At 34.6% G+C, this 18914-nt stretch carries 19 protein-coding genes and 2 riboswitches; of the genes, 17 read left to right on the top strand and 2 right to left on the bottom strand.

Annotation, left to right across the window (positions count from 1 at the left end; genetic code table 11):
- Nucleotides 1-57: 57 nt before the first annotated feature.
- Together BN349_RS18505 and BN349_RS18500 are read right to left on the bottom strand one after the other, a co-directional pair.
- Nucleotides 58-393, bottom strand: a complete 336-nt coding sequence (locus tag BN349_RS18505) for a spore coat protein (RefSeq protein WP_019243833.1) — start codon at nt 391-393, stop codon at nt 58-60.
- A 73-nt stretch (nt 394-466) separates the two neighbouring features.
- Nucleotides 467-748, bottom strand: a complete 282-nt coding sequence (locus BN349_RS18500) for a hypothetical protein (protein ID WP_019243832.1) — start codon at nt 746-748, stop codon at nt 467-469.
- Nucleotides 749-1084: 336 nt separating this feature from the next.
- Here BN349_RS18500 and BN349_RS18495 point away from each other — a divergent pair, with 336 nt between their 5' ends.
- The 17 genes from BN349_RS18495 to sufU all read left to right on the top strand — a co-directional run bounded on the left by BN349_RS18495 (nt 1085) and on the right by sufU (nt 18869).
- The gene (locus BN349_RS18495) at nt 1085-3469 is read left to right on the top strand and encodes a 3-hydroxyacyl-CoA dehydrogenase/enoyl-CoA hydratase family protein (RefSeq protein ID WP_019243831.1); all 2385 of its coding nucleotides are present in this window, start codon (nt 1085-1087) and stop codon (nt 3467-3469) included.
- 28 nt (nt 3470-3497) lie between these two features.
- Nucleotides 3498-4676, top strand: coding sequence for an acetyl-CoA C-acetyltransferase (locus BN349_RS18490; RefSeq protein WP_019243830.1), 1179 nt, complete (start codon nt 3498-3500; stop codon nt 4674-4676).
- A gap of 137 nt (nt 4677-4813) precedes the next feature.
- Nucleotides 4814-6598, top strand: a complete 1785-nt coding sequence (locus tag BN349_RS18485; RefSeq protein WP_019243829.1) for an acyl-CoA dehydrogenase family protein — start codon at nt 4814-4816, stop codon at nt 6596-6598.
- 356 nt (nt 6599-6954) lie between these two features.
- Nucleotides 6955-7308 carry an arsenate reductase family protein gene (locus BN349_RS18480; protein WP_019243828.1) on the top strand — a complete coding sequence of 118 codons (354 nt, stop codon included), beginning with the start codon at nt 6955-6957 and terminating at the stop codon, nt 7306-7308.
- Between the two features lie 61 nt (nt 7309-7369).
- On the top strand, nt 7370-7756 hold the full coding sequence (gcvH, locus tag BN349_RS18475; protein WP_019243827.1) for a glycine cleavage system protein GcvH: 387 nt from the start codon (nt 7370-7372) through the stop codon (nt 7754-7756).
- Between the two features lie 196 nt (nt 7757-7952).
- Entirely contained in the window at nt 7953-8306 is a 354-nt protein-coding gene (locus tag BN349_RS18470) for a toprim domain-containing protein (protein ID WP_019243826.1), read from the top strand.
- 436 nt (nt 8307-8742) lie between these two features.
- Nucleotides 8743-9054, top strand: coding sequence for a thioredoxin family protein (locus tag BN349_RS18465; RefSeq protein WP_026089381.1), 312 nt, complete (start codon nt 8743-8745; stop codon nt 9052-9054).
- A 327-nt stretch (nt 9055-9381) separates the two neighbouring features.
- Nucleotides 9382-9720: an alkyl sulfatase C-terminal domain-containing protein gene (locus tag BN349_RS18460; RefSeq protein WP_019243824.1), complete on the top strand. Its 339-nt coding sequence runs from the start codon at nt 9382-9384 to the stop codon at nt 9718-9720.
- A 94-nt stretch (nt 9721-9814) separates the two neighbouring features.
- Nucleotides 9815-9919, top strand: a riboswitch (SAM riboswitch).
- 90 nt (nt 9920-10009) lie between these two features.
- On the top strand, nt 10010-11332 hold the full coding sequence (locus BN349_RS18455; RefSeq protein WP_019243823.1) for an O-acetylhomoserine aminocarboxypropyltransferase/cysteine synthase family protein: 1323 nt from the start codon (nt 10010-10012) through the stop codon (nt 11330-11332).
- A 115-nt stretch (nt 11333-11447) separates the two neighbouring features.
- A riboswitch (SAM riboswitch) is annotated at nt 11448-11555 on the top strand.
- A gap of 118 nt (nt 11556-11673) precedes the next feature.
- Complete coding sequence (locus BN349_RS18450; protein WP_019243822.1) at nt 11674-12702, top strand: methionine ABC transporter ATP-binding protein; 1029 nt, start codon at nt 11674-11676, stop codon at nt 12700-12702.
- On the top strand, nt 12695-13363 hold the full coding sequence (locus tag BN349_RS18445; RefSeq protein WP_019243821.1) for a methionine ABC transporter permease: 669 nt from the start codon (nt 12695-12697) through the stop codon (nt 13361-13363). Before BN349_RS18450 ends, BN349_RS18445 begins: the two co-directional genes overlap by 8 nt.
- A gap of 13 nt (nt 13364-13376) precedes the next feature.
- Complete coding sequence (locus BN349_RS18440) at nt 13377-14231, top strand: MetQ/NlpA family ABC transporter substrate-binding protein (RefSeq protein WP_019243820.1); 855 nt, start codon at nt 13377-13379, stop codon at nt 14229-14231.
- 300 nt (nt 14232-14531) lie between these two features.
- Nucleotides 14532-14684 (top strand): hypothetical protein, encoded by a 153-nt coding sequence (locus BN349_RS26165; RefSeq protein ID WP_198286498.1) that lies wholly within the window; start codon nt 14532-14534, stop codon nt 14682-14684.
- A 430-nt stretch (nt 14685-15114) separates the two neighbouring features.
- Entirely contained in the window at nt 15115-15900 is a 786-nt protein-coding gene (gene sufC / locus BN349_RS18435; protein WP_019243819.1) for a Fe-S cluster assembly ATPase SufC, read from the top strand.
- Between the two features lie 17 nt (nt 15901-15917).
- Entirely contained in the window at nt 15918-17216 is a 1299-nt protein-coding gene (gene sufD, locus BN349_RS18430) for a Fe-S cluster assembly protein SufD (protein WP_019243818.1), read from the top strand.
- Entirely contained in the window at nt 17216-18445 is a 1230-nt protein-coding gene (locus tag BN349_RS18425) for a cysteine desulfurase (protein ID WP_019243817.1), read from the top strand. The genes sufD and BN349_RS18425 overlap by 1 nt, the downstream gene beginning before the upstream one ends.
- Nucleotides 18435-18869, top strand: coding sequence for a Fe-S cluster assembly sulfur transfer protein SufU (sufU, locus tag BN349_RS18420; protein WP_019243816.1), 435 nt, complete (start codon nt 18435-18437; stop codon nt 18867-18869). Before BN349_RS18425 ends, sufU begins: the two co-directional genes overlap by 11 nt.
- The last annotated feature ends 45 nt before the right edge of the window (nt 18870-18914 follow it).

Genomic DNA, 18914 nt, shown 5'->3' with positions numbered 1-18914 from the left:
GAGANTCTTTTTTTATGGGAATTGTATAAGAGAAAAATCTAGGATTATGCTCTGCTTTTAGTTTATATTTCCAAAAGGGAATTGACTTTTGTAACCGTTGAATTGCTGGTAAGATTGGCTAATTCCTTGAGCATCAGCTTGTTGAATGCCGTACCAGCCTTTTTTAAACATTAAATCATAGATGTCCCTTTGAAGGTGAGAGGATTCAGTAAATGCAGTAAAGATATCATTATATAAGCCTTTGTGACTGGCTTCATGCATAGCTGTACTATAGGAGTTTGTAATGTGCTTCTCCGTTGCTAATAGATCATTTATGAAATCTCTGTCATTCATTTGTGGCGTTTCGGGGACTGGTGTTTTTGGGTTTTGAATTTTGTTTTGATTGTTAGGCATACGTAGACTCCTTTTCTAGAACATTGAATTCATACTACTTTCGATTTTTTTTCAAAGATTCAATTTGTATAGGTTATTGTAGTGGTGGTTGTGTATTATTTTGTGCGAGTCCTAAATGAGATAAAAATGAATTATATTGTTTTTGATGCAATTGACCAACTTGAATAATCATCTGTTTGACTTCAGGGTCTTGGCAATGTTGGGCATAAAAAGCTGCTTTTTTGAAAACTAATAAATTCCATGACATCATATCAGTTAAATATAATGCATCTTTTGTCGAAAGAACCGCTGGTGGTTCTTGATAAGTAGGTTGATTTGTCATAGCTTGCTGAGATTGATTTTGTTGTTGATTCATATTTCTAGGCTCCTTTTTGTAGTAGACTGTTATATTATTTGTAACTGGCTATACAATATACATCATTAGCTTGAACACTTATTAAGGTTCACTTTTTCTTAGAAGGAAGCAAATTCGTGTATAAAATGAAGATAGGGAAGGAAAATCTCTAGATAGTTTAAAACCAAAAAGGACCGTCTAAGGTTTTTCTTTGAAAAATAAACAAAAAATGTAAAGGAAAATTCTTGCGGAATTTTCTAAAATCTTTTATTATAGAAATATAAGTATTGTGTTTCTATTTTTTTTGACGTAAAAATGAATGAGTGTTCATTCAAACGTACAAAGGGGGATACGAAGTTGCTAAGAAATATTCAAAAAGCGGCTGTATTAGGATCAGGAGTAATGGGTGCAGGTATTGCTGCTCACCTTGCTAATGTTGGAATTCCTACATTGCTGCTAGATATAGTTCCACGTGAACTAACTGAAGCTGAAAAACAAAAAGGATTAACACTAGAAGACACTCAAGTTAGAAATCGTATTAGTCAAACAAATCTTCAAAAATTATTAAAACAAAAGCCAGCTCCATTAGCTTCTAAGAAAAATTTAGCACTTCTTGAGGCAGGGAACTTCGAAGATGATATGAAACGTCTAGCTGAGGTAGATTGGGTAATTGAAGTAGTTGTTGAGAATTTAGATATTAAAAAGAAAGTTTTTGAACAAGTAGATCAATATAGAAAACAAGGAAGTATTGTCAGCTCAAATACATCGGGTATTTCAGTTGAAGCGATGGTTGAAGGCCGTACAGAAGATTTCAAGGAAAATTTCTTAGGAACACACTTCTTCAATCCTCCACGTTATTTGAAATTATTAGAGGTCATTCCTACTCAATATACATGTCCTGAAGTGTTATCGTTTATGAAAACTTTTGGAGAAGATGTTCTAGGAAAAGGTGTAGTAGAAGCGAAAGATACACCGAACTTTATTGCAAACCGTATTGGGACATATGGATTATTAATTACAGTTCAAGAGATGCTAAAGGGTGGATATAGTGTAGGTGAAGTTGACTCTGTTACAGGTCCTTTAATTGGCCGTCCGTCTAGCGCTACTTTTAGAACATTAGATGTAGTAGGATTAGATACTTTTGCTCATGTAGCCAAAAATGTGTATGACCAAGTAGAAGGTGAAGAAAAACAAGTATTTGCTCTTCCTGAATTTATTCAAGCTATGCTTGACAAAGGCTGGTATGGTGCTAAAACAGGTCAAGGTTTCTTCTTAAAACAAGGTAAAGAAATCTTAGAATTAAATCCTGAAACACTTGAATATGTAGAAAGAAAAAAATTAAAAGCGCCTTCAATTGAAATATCTAAACAAGTAAAAGGTCTATCAAATAAATTAAGCACATTATTATACAGCAAAGATCGTGCTGGTGAGTTGCTTTGGAATATTACAGTTCCAACTTTAATTTACTCAGCAGAATTACTTGGAACAATTGCAGATGATATTGTTGCCGTTGACCAAGCGATGAAATGGGGATTTGGTTGGAAACAAGGTCCATTTGAATTATGGGATAGCATCGGAGTGGAAAAATCTGTTGCTAAAATGAAAGAGGAAGGCAGAACCATTCCTCAATGGATTGAGGATATGTTAGCAAGTGGAGTGAATTCTTTCTATAAAGAGGAAGATATTAATCAATATTTCTACCACAATGGTGAATATAAGCAAATTCCTGAAAATCGAAAAATTATCGATCTTAAGCGCTTGAAAAAACAAGATCGAGTAATTAAGAAAAATAGTGGTGCAAGTTTAATTGATCTTGGGGATGGAGTTGCTTTATTAGAGTTCACTTCACCAAATAATGCAATTGGGCCAGATATCACACAAATGATTAATTATGCTATTGATGAAGTAGCCCAAAATTACAAAGGTCTTGTAATAGGTAATCAAGGCAAAAATTTCTGTGTAGGTGCTAATCTTGCCATGATTTTGATGGAAGTACAAGACGATAATATTTTCGAAGTTGATTGGGTTGTGAAACAATTCCAACAAGCTATGATGAAGATTAAATATAGTCCTAAGCCTGTCGTTGTTGCGCCTTTTGGAATGACATTAGGTGGAGGATCAGAGGTGTGTTTACCAGCAACTCATATACAAGCTAATCTTGAAACATATATGGGGTTAGTTGAGGTAGGCGTTGGTGTTATTCCTGGCGGAGGTGGAAACAAAGAGCTTTATATTAAGCACTTAGAAAGCCTTCCAAATGGTGTGGATTTTGATCTGCAAAAAGTAGCTAATGCTGTATTTGAAAGTATTGCAATGGCTAAAGTGTCTACATCCGGTCAAGAAGCTCGAGATAATAATTTCCTAAACTCTTCGGATGCAGTAAGCGTTAATGCAGATCATCAGCTTTATGATGCAAAACAAGCTGTTTTAGCACTTTCTGAAAGTGGCTACAAACCACCTGTTCGAAAAAAAATCCCAGTGGTTGGAGAGACAGGATATGCAACTCTTTTACTAGGTGCTCAAAATATGAAACTATCAGGCTTTATTTCTGAACATGATATGAAAATTGCTGAAAAATTAGCATTTGTCATTGCCGGTGGAAAAGTTCCGTATGGTACTGAAGTTGATGAAGATTATTTATTAGAATTGGAAAGACAAGCGTTTTTAAGTTTAGTTCAAGAACCAAAAACACAAGCGAGAATGCAACATATGCTTGTTAAAGGGAAACCATTACGCAATTAATTTTATAACGAAGATAAGGGGGATCGACATGAGAGAAGCGGTTATTGTTGCTGGTGCGAGAACACCAATTGGTAAGGCAAAGAAGGGTACGCTTGCACATGTACGTCCTGATGATTTAGGGGCGCTAGTTGTAAAAGAAACAATCAAACGTGCTGGGAATTATGAAGGAAATATAGATGATTTAATTATTGGATGTGCAATGCCAGAAGCAGAGCAAGGTTTGAATATGGCGAGAAACATAGGTGCATTAGCAGGTTTGCCACATACAGTTCCTGCTATTACTGTTAACCGCTACTGCTCAAGTGGATTGCAAACAATTGCATATGGAGCTGAGCGGATTATGCTTGGGTCTAGCGATACAATTATTGCTGGTGGAGCAGAATCTATGAGTCTAGTACCTATGATGGGACATATTGTTCGTCCGAATATTAAGCTAGCAGAAAGTGCTCCTGAATATTATATGGGAATGGGTCATACTGCTGAAGAAGTAGCTAAAAAGTATGGAGTTTCAAGAGAAGACCAAGATGCATTTGCCGTAAGAAGTCATCAAAAGGCTGCAGCAGCCATTGCTTCTGGCAAATTTGTAGATGAAATTGTACCAGTGGATGTTACTTTACGTTCAGTTGGAAAAGATCACAAGTTACAAGAAAAATCAATCCAATTTTCTGTAGATGAAGGCGTACGTCCTGATACAACAGTAGAAAGCTTAGCTAAGCTAAGACCTGCATTTTCTGTAACTGGTTCTGTAACGGCAGGAAACGCTTCTCAAACAAGTGATGGAGCAGCAGCTGTTATGCTAATGGATTCAGAGAAAGCTAGTTCATTAGGATTACAACCTATGGGTAAATTCCGTTCTTTTGCGGTAGCAGGTGTTCCTCCAGAGGTAATGGGAATTGGACCAGTAGCAGCAATTCCAAAGGCACTTAAATTAGCTGGCCTAGAGCTATCTGATATTGGATTATTTGAATTGAATGAAGCTTTTGCTTCACAATCTCTACAAGTTATTAGAGAACTTGGCATTGATGAAGACAAAGTAAATGTAAATGGAGGAGCGATTGCATTAGGTCATCCACTAGGTTGTACAGGTGCAAAACTTACTCTTACATTACTTCATGAAATGAAACGTCGTAATCAACAATTTGGAATTGTAACAATGTGTATTGGTGGCGGAATGGGTGCTGCCGGAGTATTTGAATTAATTGGTTAAGTAGTTAAAACATGCTTGATAGAGGGGAATCTTCTATCAAGCTATCATAGTTAACAAAAGGATTCGAAGAAATTGGGATGAAATTTACGGTTAGACAAATCACATATCATTTGAAAAAACAAAGGGAGGCATTTAATATGTCTGAATCTACAAAAGTAATTATCAAAGGTGGAAGTTTCTTAATCGAGGATATTGAACCGTCTCAAATGTTTACTCCTGAAGACTATACTGAAGAGCAAAAAATGATTGCGAAAACAGCGGAAGATTTCGTTATTAACGAAGTTACACCTGAAATTGATAAATTAGAAGAACACCAATTTGATATTACAGTTCGTTTATTGAAAGAAGCTGGTGAATTAGGATTATTAGGCGCAGATGTTCCAGAAGAATATGGTGGATTAGGGCTTGATAAAGTAAGTTCTTCATTAATTACTGAAAAAATGGCTCGTGCTGGTGGCTTCTCGTTATCTCATGGAGCACATGTTGGAATTGGTTCATTACCAATCGTTCTTTTCGGTAATGAAGAGCAAAAGAAAAAATATTTACCACTATTAGCATCAGGTGAAAAGCTAGCTGCATACTGTTTAACAGAACCAGGTTCTGGATCTGACGCACTTGGCGCAAAGACTGTTGCTAAATTAAATAGTGAAGGCACGCATTATGTATTAAACGGTGAAAAACAATGGATTACAAATGCTGGCTTTGCTGACGTATTCGTTGTATATGCAAAAATTGATGGAGATAAATTCACAGCATTTATTGTTGAAAGAGATTTCCCAGGCGTTTCAACAGGTGCTGAAGAAAAGAAAATGGGTATTAAGAGCTCTTCTACTCGTACAGTCATTTTACAAGATGCGCTTGTGCCAAAAGAAAATCTTCTTGGTGAAGTAGGTAAAGGTCATGTTATTGCCTTTAATATTTTGAACATTGGTCGTTATAAATTAGGTGTAGGTACAGTTGGTGGATCTAAACGTGCATTTGAATTAGCAGCTCAATATGCAAATCAACGTCAACAATTCAAAACACCAATTTCTTCTTTCAATTTAATTAGAGAAAAGCTTGCAAATATGGCTACAAAAATTTATGCGGCTGAAAGTTCAGTATACCGTACAGTAGGCTTGTATGATGATAATATGGGTAGCTTAAGCACTGAAGAAGTAAAAGATATTAAAGTATTAGCCAATTCAATTGCTGAGTATGCAATTGAATGTTCATTAAACAAATTCTTTGCTTCAGAAGTTTTAGACTACGTAGTAGACGAAGCTGTACAAATTCATGGTGGTTATGGATTTATGGCTGAATATGAAGTGGAAAGAGCATATCGTGATTCACGTATTAACCGTATCTTTGAAGGAACAAACGAAATTAATCGCTTATTAGTTCCAGGAACATTTATCCGTAAAGCAATGAAAGGTGAACTTCCATTGTTCGAAAAAGCAATGGCACTTCAAGGCGAATTAATGACAATGATGCCTGAAGAAATTAGCGAAGAACCATTAGCTCAAGAAAAATATTTAGTGAAGAATGCTAAGAAGATTGGTTTATTAGCAGCAGGTTTAGCAGCACAAAAATTTGGTACTGCACTTGAAAAAGAGCAAGAAGTATTAGCGAATATTGCTGATATCGCTTCTTTAGCTTATTCAATGGAATCAGTTGTATTAAGAACAGAAAAAGCAATTGCAAAAACTGGTCTTGAGAAGAATAAACAAAAACTTCTTTATACTGAAATTTTCTGTCAAGAATCTTTCATCGCTATCGAACAGCATGCGAAAGAAACATTACTTGCTACTGAAGAAGGAGATACTTTACGTATGATGTTAAGTGCTCTACGTAAATTTACTCGTTTTACTCCAGTAAATGTTATTGCGAAAAAACGTGAAGTAGCTGAAGTGCTTGTTTCAACTGAAAAATATACTGTGTAAAATGCAGTAAGTATAATTCATGTAATTCAGGACGCTGAAGAGCATTACAAAAATAGAAAAGGAGTTCCCAAAATAAGAAGTAGGGAGCTCCTTTTTTCTAGGTTATTTTGGAGAAATACAGCATGTTAGGCTAGTAATCGTATGTTATAACTTATGAACTTTTAATTATTAGTTGAATTTGATTAGATCATGAAAGTATGATTAAATCAATTTATTAATGATCAATAATTGGTTACCAAATACATCATGTAAACAACAGAATTATCGATAAAAATAGTATGAATTTTTTATCATTTTAATGTTAAAACCTTTGTACTTTTGTTCATTACAAGGTATGCTAAAGAAAGGTGATGAAGATGGAATTAACAGTATATTCGTATCCGAAATGTGGGACATGCCGAAATGCGAAAAAATGGTTGGAAAGTAATGAGAAGAAATTTCGTGAAATACATATTGTAGAGAATCCTCCTACAAAAGAAGAGTTAAAGGAATTACATAAATTAAGTGGTTTAGAATTGAAGAAATTTTTTAATACAAGCGGAATGAAGTACCGTGAATTAGGTTTAAAAGACCGCTTGAAAACAGCAACAGAAGATGAAATGTATGATTTGCTTGCATCAGATGGTATGTTGATAAAAAGACCAATCGTAACGGATGGACAGCATGTTACATTAGGATTTAAAGCGGAACTTTTTCAAGAAAATTGGTAGATATAATCTTATATACATTAATATAAGAATTAATATATGAATCATACAGGAGGGAATATTGATGGCAGTAACACCAAATGATTTACGTTATTCAGAAGAACATGAGTGGGTAAAAATTGAAGGAGACAAAGTTAGAATCGGAATAACAGATTTTGCACAATCAGAACTTGGAGATATCGTTTTTGTTGAGCTTCCTGAAGTTGGAGACTCTATTGAAGCAGACGAACCATTTGGAAGCGTTGAATCAGTTAAAACGGTTTCTGAACTATATGCACCAATCAGTGGTAAAATTGTTGAAATCAATGAAGATTTAAATGATAACCCTGAATATGTAAATGAATCAGCATATGAAAAAGCATGGATGGTTGTAATTGAGCCTTCAGATCTATCAGAAGTAGAAAAACTGATGACTGCTGAGCAATATGCAGAAATGATAAACGAAGATTAATTAGCATTTATAAATTAAACTCTTTTTTAGGAGTATGAGGGTATTCAATATTAATATTGAATACCCTTTTTTGTGAACTTCATTAACGTTTTTTAAATTCAAGAACACTTATACTTTTCTAATGTTATTAATAGATATTTTTTAAGAAATCGGTTATGTTATCTTTAACATAACTTATTTGAAGTAGGTGAAGGATATGGATAACCTTCAAAGTGATAAGGTGATTATTGTTGAAGGAACGTCAGATAAGAAAAAGGTACAACAAGTATTAAAAGAAGATGTTAAAATATATTGTACAAATGGAACCATTTCTTATCAAAAAATGGATACTTACGTAGATGAGTTATTCGATAAAGATGTGTATATCCTTGTAGATCGTGATGAGTCTGGTGATAAACTTAGGAAACAATTTAAACGGGAAATGCCTGCTGCTATCCATTTATATATTGATAAATCATATAAAGAAGTTGCGTCAGCACCCTATCATCATATTGCAACTGTATTATTAAGTGCGAACTTTGAGATACATAGTGAATATTTAACCATGTAGATGAAATCTATGAGAGATAAAAAAACTTATTACAGGTTGCGTGCTCTTTTGCTGTCTAACCTTACACCTGACATGCTCGGGCTATAAGCCATTTCTCTTTTCGGAAGGAGCAAGCCCACTCCTTCCTGCAAGACTCGTCTTATAGGCTCCCGCATGTCTCCTTTTTAAATTGGAAACATATTCGGGCATGAAATATATTAATGTTAGTTATTTGTATTATAGATAGAAGAGAAAGGACCGGTGTCGGTTTTTCTTATAATAAAGAGAGATAAAAAATGGAACATAGACTACTGTCTAGCGAACACCGCCTAGCCCCTCGAGGCTTAAGCTCATCCAAATAGAAGGTCAAAGAATAACCTTCTATCTGGCTCATCTTATGCTGATCGGGGCTGACCAAGGCGGTTACGCTTTTCTGAAAAAGGATGAAAGAATTGTTATGATGGTTTGGAATGGGGAAGAGATTCAAAAGAAAATTGAAAATCAAGATAGTTTTTGCTTGTATTTATTTACCCCTATCTGTGGGACATGTCAAGTTGCTTCTAGAATGTTAATGGTTATTAAAGAGATTGTTCCAAACATTCAAATAGGCAAAACAGATGTGAATTATATTAGAAAGTTGGCTGAAGACTATAAGGTAGAAAGTGTACCGTGTTTACTTATCTTTAAAAAAGGTCAGATAATAAAAAAAATATATGCATTTCAATCTGTACCTTACCTATTAGAAGTGCTGAATGAGAATTTTCAATGATATTATAATAGTTTCTTTTTAAAAGAGACTCTTTAAAGTTTATTGTTGATAATAGCTTCAACCTTCATTTTTCGTGATAAGTGTCACCCCCTTTTTGCTCGTTCCTTCTTCTGGGGTTTGACATGCTGTTTTTTGATTAAGTATCAGTAGTAATGTATTACAGAACCTTGTTCAACAAGGGATTAAATCAAATTATATAGACAAGATGACTGTGAAATGTAATGAGAATCGACAAAAATAAAATACTTGTCGAGTGTTTTTTAAAGGATTCTTCATGATGAGTGTTGTATATCTACTTCTAAGTGAATGGAAAAAGGAGTGGAGCTAATGGAAACAATTTTACGGTCATTACTTGCTAGTATTCAAAACAGAGAACAGTTACAGGTTCTGCTTAAGAAAGCTCATACAAGAGTGATCTTTTCTGATAATGAACAAAGATGGCATTTATTTCTATCAAATAATGAAGTACACACACAGAATACGGATAAAGGAACGTATCAAATTCTTATCTTTGGAGAAAAAAAGGAGCTGGAGCAATTATTATGTGGAGAAATATCCTTAAGGCAGCTTCAAAGATTAAATAAAATAAAAATTCAGGGTAATTATAGACAGGTTCTGTTACTTGAAGCACTACTACTTTTGAGTAGAGGACCAGTAGTTGTCTGAAATGTAATAATTTTTAAAAAATATATTGACGTACTTCTTATAAGGTGATAATATTCCTATTAAATAGATTGGTTTTATTTGGATATAAGTGAATATCTTATCAAGAGAGGTGGAGGGAATGGCCCAATGAAGCCCAGCAACCGGTATCTATATACACGGTGCTAATTCCAGCAGAATATCTATTCTGTGAAGATGAGAAGTACAGGTCATTAAGCTTCTTCTTATCAGAGGAAGCTTTTATTTGTTTCTGTTAAATAGACTGAATATTACATTTATAGGAGGAAAAATCATGAGCGATAATCAAAAAAAGTATAGCTTCGAAACGTTAAGTGTCCATGGAGGTTTACAAGTAGATCCAGTAACAGGAGCTCGTTCCACTCCGATTTATCAAAGTAACGCTTATGTATTTAAGGATAGTGAACATGCAGCGAATTTATTTGGTTTGAAAGAACCAGGTTATATTTATACGCGCATTCATAATCCGACGGTAACAGTATTTGAAGAACGAGTTGCTTTACTTGAAGGTGGTATTGGAGCTCTTGCCGTTTCGAGTGGAATGGCTGCTATAACTCTAGCTATATTAAATCTAGCAGAAGCTGGAGATGAGATTGTTGCGGCTTCTCATTTATATGGCGGTACATTTAATTTATTTGCTAATACTCTACCGAAATACGGGATCAAAGTTCATTTAGTCGATGCTGAAGATCCAGAAAACATTAGAGCAGCTATTACTCCTAAAACAAAAGCAGTCTTTGCTGAAACGATAGGAAATCCAAGTTTACATGTTTTAGATATTGAAAAAGTGGCTGAAATAGCACACGAAAATGGTATTCCATTAATCATTGATAATACTTTTGCGACACCATATTTATGCAAACCAATTGAGTATGGAGCAGATATTGTTATTCATTCGGCAACTAAATGGCTTTTAGGAAATGGAACAACATTAGGTGGAATAATCATTGACGCCGGTAAGTTTGACTGGAGTACAGGTAAGTTTCCTAGCTTTACAACACCTGATCCTAGCTATAATAATCTTGTCTACAGTGATGCACTTGGAGCGGCTGCATACATTACAAAAGCTCGAGTACAATTACTTCGTGACCTAGGTCCAGCTATTAGTCCAAATAGTGCCTTTCAATTTGTTCTTGGTTTAGAAACCCTTCATGTTCGCATGAAGGAACATATTGCGAATACAAAGAAAGTCGTTGAATATTTACAAAACCATCCTGCTGTAAAATGGGTACTATATCCAGGAGATAAAGATAATAAAAATTATGCACTAGCTGAAAAATATTTACCAAAAGGTGCAGGAGCAGTCGCTGTATTTGGTATTGAAGGTGGAAGAGAAGCGGGTGCTAAATTGATTGACAGTATTCAACTGTGGAGTCACGTAGCAAATGTGGGTGACGCTAAAAGTTTAATCATTCACCCGGCAAGTACAACGCATCAACAATTAAGTGCGGAAGAGCTAAAGCTGTCTGGTGTGTCTGAAGATTTAGTTCGTTTATCGATAGGAATTGAGAATGTAGATGATTTGATTGCAGAGTTAGAAGAAGCCATTAAAGTAGCTACTGGAAAAACATCGATAAACCCTATCTCTGTTTCATAAAAATGGATGGAAATACTGTCAAATTGAGTGAAATAAGTTGACAGTAAATTTATATAGTGATAGAATCACCTTACTAAAATATTTATTCTAACAACAATTAAATATTTTTTTGAAACTCTTATCAAGAGTGGTGGAGGGATGTGCCCAATGAAGCCCGGCAACCGTCAATTAATTTGAAATGGTGCCAAATCACACAAAGTAGTTATACTTTGGTAGATGAGAGAAAGGTCAAGCTTAGATTATTATGCCTTTCTGCTCTTCTTGCAGAAAGGTTTTTGTTGTTTAGGGCAATGTATAAATAAATATTTGTCCAAATGGTTATGGACAAAGAGGTGATCAATATGATTAAAATTCAAAACGTATCAAAATTATTCTCCATTGGGTTGAAGGATAAATTGAAAGCTGTAGACTCTGTTTCAATTGATATTGAACCAGGTGAAATATTTGGAGTAATTGGCTATAGTGGAGCTGGAAAAAGTACTCTTATTCGAATGTTAAATGGTCTTGAAGTACCAACTACGGGAACAATAACAGTAGCTGAACAAGAAATTTCTGCTATAAAAGGTGCAAAACTTCGTAAAGCACGACATGAGATTGGAATGATCTTTCAGCATTTTAACCTATTGTGGTCTAGAACAGTTAGTGAAAATATTGCATTTCCATTGGAAATTGCCGGTGTTGACAAAAGTACTAGACTTAAAAGGGTAAATGAACTAATTAAGTTAGTTGGTTTAGAAGGAAGAGAAAATGCGTACCCTTCACAACTAAGCGGCGGTCAAAAACAAAGAGTAGGTATTGCAAGAGCACTTGCAAATAATCCTAAAGTATTGTTATGTGATGAGGCTACATCTGCTTTAGATCCACAAACGACGGATAGCATTTTAGATTTATTAGTGGATATCAATAAGAAATTAAATTTAACAATCGTATTAATTACTCATGAGATGCATGTTATTCAGAAGATTTGTCATCGAGTAGCGGTTATGGAAAAAGGTAAGGTTGTAGAGATTGGAGAGGTTTTGGATGTCTTTAAAAATCCACAGCAAGATATTACAAAACGTTTCGTACAACAACTAACAAATCCTGAAGATACAGCTGAGGCGATTGAAAATCTATTGCAAAAATATCAAACTGGAAATGTTGTCAAGCTTACTTTCGTTGGTGATGATGCAGAAAAACCAGTTGTTACTGAACTAATTCGTAATTTTGAATTTGATATAAATATTATTCAAGGACAAATTTCACAAACTCAAAAAGGATCTTATGGAACATTGTTTCTCCATATTGATGGTGATGCGAATCAATTAAAGCAAGCCATCGACTTTTTAAATCAACGAGGCGTTGGCGTGGAGGTGATCACGAATGCTTGAGAAATACCTTCCTAATGTAGACTGGGAAATTATGTGGATAGCAACAAAACAAACATTGTTTATGACAAGTATTTCAGTGATTGCAGTATTTGTGTTTGGTGTCATTCTAGGATTGCTATTATTTTTAACATCTAAAGGTAATCTATGGGCTAATAAAGTAGTGTATACGGTTGTAAGTGCTTATGTGAATATTTTCCGAAGCATTCCCTTCATTATATTAATTGTTTTATTAATACCTATTACGAAATTATTAATGGGTACGATGATTGGGGAAAAAGCTGCATTACCAGCTTTAATCATCGGTACTGCTCCATTTTATGCTCGCATGGTTGAAATTGCTCTTCGAGAGATTGACAAAGGAGTTATTGAAGCTGCAAAAGCAATGGGAGCAAAAACGAGCACTATTATATGGAAGGTTTTGATTCCAGAATCAATGCCAGCTATAGTGTCAGGTATAACCGTTACAACTATCGCGTTAGTTGGATACACAGCTATGGCAGGTGTCGTAGGTGCAGGTGGTCTTGGAAATCTTGCTTACTTAGATGGTTTCCAGCGTGGTCGTGATGATGTTACTTTAGTTGCGACTATTATAGTTTTAATTATCGTATTTGCAGTACAGTTTATTGGTGATTATGCAACATCTAAAATTGATAAAAGATAAGGGGCAATGAAAGATGAAAAAGAAGTTTAGTTTACTTTTAGTTTTAACTTTAGCATTATCAGTATTTTTAGCTGCATGTGGATCAAGCAAAGATGACAAGGATGGGAAATCTGGAGAAGGTTCTTCAGACAAAACAGAAAAATTAGTAATAGGTGCTTCTAATGTACCTCATGCTGAAATTCTAGAAGAAGCAAAACCTTTACTTGAAGAAAAAGGTATTGAATTAGAGATTCGTAAATATACAGATTATGTAATGCCAAACAAAGCGTTAGCAGATAAAGAGCTAGATGCCAACTATTTCCAACACATTCCATATTTAGAACTTCAAATTAAAGATAACGGCTATGATTTTGTGAATGCAGGTGGCGTTCATATCGAACCAATCGCAGTTTACTCTAAAAAGCATAAAAGTTTAGATGACCTTCCTAAAGGTGCTGAAATTATTATTAGTAATTCCGTTGCTGACCATGGGCGTGTTCTTTCACTACTTGAAGCAAAAGGTCTTCTTAAATTAAAAGAGGGTATTGATAAAACAGCTGCAACAGTTAAAGATATCGTTGAAAATCCAAAAAATCTTAAATTTAAAACAGATATCGAACCTGCATTATTAACTCAAGTGTATAACAATGATGAAGGTGATGCGGTAGTGATTAACTCTAACTTTGCTATCGATGCAGGATTAAATCCAATTAAGGATTCTATTGCTATTGAGGATAAAGAATCACCATATGTAAACATTATTGCTGTTAACAAAGGAGATGAAAACTCTGATAAAATTAAAACATTATTAGAAGTTTTACATTCGAAAAAAATTCAAGACTTTATCGTTGAAAAATACAAAGGTGCTGTAGTGCCTGTATCTGAATAAATGATGTAATGACTGCTCAAAAGTGTATCTTTTGAGCAGTTTTTTTGTTGGTTTTTATGAATCATTAACTAAGAGCTATCATTTCTGTGAATCATCGAGCAATTCTAAGAATGAAAGGATATAGAAGATTAAATGTAGTGATAAGATGATTAATGACGAAATATTCGGGTATATATCATTTGTTAATAATTTCAAGGGAATGATATCCTTGTAAAGTATTAAGTAAAATAATTTTTCTAAAACAGAAAGGATTGGTTCATTATTATTTTTCATGATTTAGACTTGAATGTGACAAGCGAAATGGAGAAAGCGATGTATCTCTCGCATGGGGTAGGATATAATGAATATAGTAGATGCTTAGATGCGAGAATGAGAGTTGAAAAACGTCGAGAAAGAAGCTATATCCAGAGTCATGAAGTATTAAATGAATATAATCGTCGCGTTTTTAAATAAGATGTGAACATTCATTTGGAATTTGATATATTTTTTGCGGCTGAAAAAGTAAGCTTTTAACCAAATCAGCTTTTTCTAGAGAGCTCAAAGATAGACAATGATTATTGCTAAATCGTTTAGCATATTTAATCAAATTTTTAGCTTGTGTATAGATTAAGGTAATTCTTAAAATAAGGGAAAAAAAGTCAGTGGATGAACCTACTGGCTTTTTCCTATAATGTAATATGAGTGCTTTTTTGAAAAAATGAACAAGATTTAAATAAAAACGGGTTTATATCGTTATTTTAGTTTCTACTATGATGATGGTGTAATCTATGGTTTTATTTGTTGATTCTACATTTCATTTGTTATAATATTGTAATGAGAATAAAATGAGAATCGTTTTTTAAAAAATATAGACTATACAAGAAATTGTTGGAGGTATATAAATATGGCGCCATCTAAATTAAAGATTGAAAATTTACATGTTTCAATTGAAGACAAAGAGATTATCAAAGGTTTGAATTTAGAAATTAAAGGTGGAGAAATTCACGCAATCATGGGACCAAATGGTACTGGTAAATCGACTTTATCATCTGCTATTATGGGACATCCAAAATATGAAGTTACAAGTGGTAGCATCACATTAGATGATGAAGATGTACTTGAAATGGAAGTTGATGAGCGTGCTCAAGCTGGTCTTTTCCTTGCAATGCAATATCCGAGTGAAATTGCTGGTGTAACAAATGCTGATTTCCTTCGTTCTGCCATTAATGCACGTCGTGAGGAAGGCGAAGAGATTTCAATTATGAAATTTATCCGTAAAATGGATGAAAAAATGGAATTCCTAGAAATGGATCCAGATATGGCGCAACGTTACTTAAATGAAGGATTCTCTGGTGGAGAGAAAAAACGTAATGAAATTCTTCAACTTATGATGATTGAGCCTAAAATTGCTATTCTTGATGAAATTGACTCTGGTCTTGATATCGATGCTTTAAAAGTTGTATCAAAAGGTATTAATGAAATGCGTAGCGAAGATTTTGGTTGCTTAATCATTACTCACTACCAACGTTTATTAAACTACATTACTCCTGATGTTGTACACGTAATGATGCAAGGTCGTATCGTTAAATCTGGTGGTCCAGAACTTGCGCAACGTTTAGAAGCAGAAGGTTATGATTGGATTAAACAAGAATTAGGTATTGAAGACGAAACTGTAGGCCAAGAAGCGTAAGCGTTGGGGGGATTTCAATGACTACTGAATTAAATTTATCGCTTGAAAAAGAGGCTGTTGTCGCTTTTTCAAATTCTAATAATGAACCAAAATGGCTTGCTGATTTAAGAGTAAAAGCGTTCGATGCTATGCAAACTCTTCCATTACCAAAGCCAGATAAAACAAACATTACAAAATGGAACTTTACAGAGTTTCCTTCACATACAGTGAAAAGTGATGCATATGTATCTTTAGAAGAGCTTCCAAGTGGAGTGAAATCTTTAATTGATTCTAATGAAAATCTTTATATTCAAAGAAATAACACTCCTGCATATAGTGCTCTTTCTGAAACATTAAAGGAGCAAGGTGTCATTTTCACTGACATTATTTCAGCAGCAAAGGATCATAGCGAGCTAGTTGAAAAATATTTCATGACAAAAGGTATTAAAGTAGACGAGCATCGTCTAACTGCTCTACATGCTGCGTTAATGAACGGTGGAGTTTTCATCTATGTACCAAAAAATGTAGAGATTAAAGAACCATTACAAGCTGTATACGTACGTGATCAAAAAGATGCATCATTATTTAATCATGTACTAATTGTTGCGGAAGATAACAGCCAAGTAACATATGTTGAGAATTATATTTCAACTGTTGAAGGTTCAGGAATTGTAAATATTGCATCTGAAGTTATCGCAGAAAATAATGCGAAAATCGTTTATGGTGCTGTAGATACTTTATCGGAAGATGTTGTTACGTATGTAAATCGTCGTGGTGTAGCAGCTAATGACGCTAAGATTGAATGGGCTCTTGGATTAATGAATGATGGAGATACTATTTCAGAAAATGTAACCAACTTAATTGGTAATGGCTCATATAGTGATGCGAAAACAGTGGTAGTTGGTCGTGGACAGCAAAAGCTCAACTTTACAACAAATATTGTTCATTTTGGTAAAGCATCTGAAGGTTATATCTTAAGCCATGGAGTTATGAAGGATAGTGCTTCTTCTATTTTTAACGGTATTGGTAAGATTGAACATGGAGCTACAAAAGCAAACGCTGAGCAAGAGTCACGAGTACTTATGCTAAGCGAAAAAGCTCGTGGTGATGCTAATCCTATTCTGTTAATTGATGAAGATGATGTAACAGCAGGTCATGCTGCATCAGTTGGACGCGTTGATCCATTACAATTGTATTACCTAATGAGTCGTGGTATTCCAAAAACAGAAGCAGAAAGATTAATCATTCATGGTTTCCTTGCACCAGTTGTAAATGAACTTCCTATTGAAGGGGTTAAAAAGCAACTTGTTGAGGTAATTGAAAGGAAAGTACAATAATGGACGCATACGAAATTCGTAAGTTGTTTCCAATCTTACATCAAGAAGTCAATGGCCATCCATTAGTGTATTTAGATTCAGCGGCTACTTCTCAAAAACCTCAAGTAGTTATCGATACAATCACCAAGTATTATAACGAGGACAATTCAAATGTTCATCGTGGTGTTCATACATTAGGAACGAGAGCTACGGATTCATATGAAGGTGCGAGAGAAAAAGTTCGTAAATTTATTAATGCTTCTTCAACAGAAGAGGTTATTTTCACAAGAGGTACGACAACTTCTTTAAATACAATTGCAGCGAGCTATGGTCGTGCTAATGTTACATCAGGTGATGAAATCGTTATTACGTATATGGAGCACCATAGTAATATTATCCCGTGGCAACAACTTGCTAAGCAAACGGGCGCAACGCTGAAATATATTCCACTTCAACCGAATGGAACAATTTCTTTAGAAGATGCAAAGAATACAATTACTCCTAAAACAAAAATAGTTTCAGTAGCCCATGTTTCTAATGTTCTTGGAGTTATTAATCCAATTAAAGAACTTGCAAAAATTGCTCATGAAAATCGAGCAGTAATGGTTGTTGATGGTGCACAAGGAGCTCCACACATTAAGTTAGATGTTCAAGATTTAGATTGTGATTTTTATGCACTTTCTGGACATAAAATGTGTGGTCCTACTGGAATCGGCGTTTTGTATGGTAAAAAGCAACTTCTTGAAGAAATGGAACCAGTTGAATTTGGTGGAGAAATGATTGATTTTGTTGGTCTTCAAGAGTCTACTTGGAAAGAGCTACCTTGGAAATTCGAAGGTGGTACACCAATTATTGCTGGTGCAATTGGTCTTGGAGCTGCGATTGATTTCTTAGAAGAAATAGGCCTTGAAGCAATTGAAGCTCATGAGCATAAATTAGCTGCTTATGCTTTGAAACGTATGTCTGAAATAGAAGGACTTACAATATATGGTCCAGAAGATAGTTCAATGCGTGCGGGTGTAGTCACATTTAATTTAGAGGATGTTCATCCACATGACGTTGCTACCGTTTTAGATGCTGAAGGAATTGCTGTTCGAGCAGGTCATCATTGTGCTCAACCATTGATGAAATGGTTAAATGTATCGGCAACAGCAAGAGCTAGTTTTTATTTATACAACACTGAAGAAGATATTGACCGTTTAGTAGATGGTCTTATCAAAACAAAGGAGTACTTCACAGATGTCTTTTAATAATTTAGATACTCTTTACCGCCAAGTCATTATGGATCACTATAAAAAGCCTCGTAATAAAGGATCGTTAGAAGAAGGTAATTTAACGATTGATATGAATAATCCGACTTGTGGTGATCGTATTCATTTAACGTTAAAAGTAGAAGATGGCAAAGTAGTTGATGCGAAATTCGACGGTGAAGGTTGTTCAATTTCTATGTCATCAGCATCTATGATGACTCAAGCTATTAAAGGAAAAGATGTAGAGACAGCTTTTAAAATGTCTCAAATGTTCTCTAATATGATGCAAGGCAAGGATTATGATACTGAAGGTATCGACCTTGGTGATATAGAAGCGTTACAAGGAGTTTGTAAGTTTCCAGCTCGTATTAAATGTGCAACATTAGCATGGAAAGCGATGGAAAAAGGTCTTAAAGAAAAATAAAAGAGAAAAGATTTCAAATGAAATCTTTTCTCCTTTGAAACGGAG

Source organism: Bacillus sp. AP8 (assembly GCF_000321185.1).
Lineage (GTDB): Bacteria > Bacillota > Bacilli > Bacillales > DSM-1321 > Bacillus_AD > Bacillus_AD massilioanorexius.
This window is presented reverse-complemented; position numbering and strand designations above follow the sequence as displayed.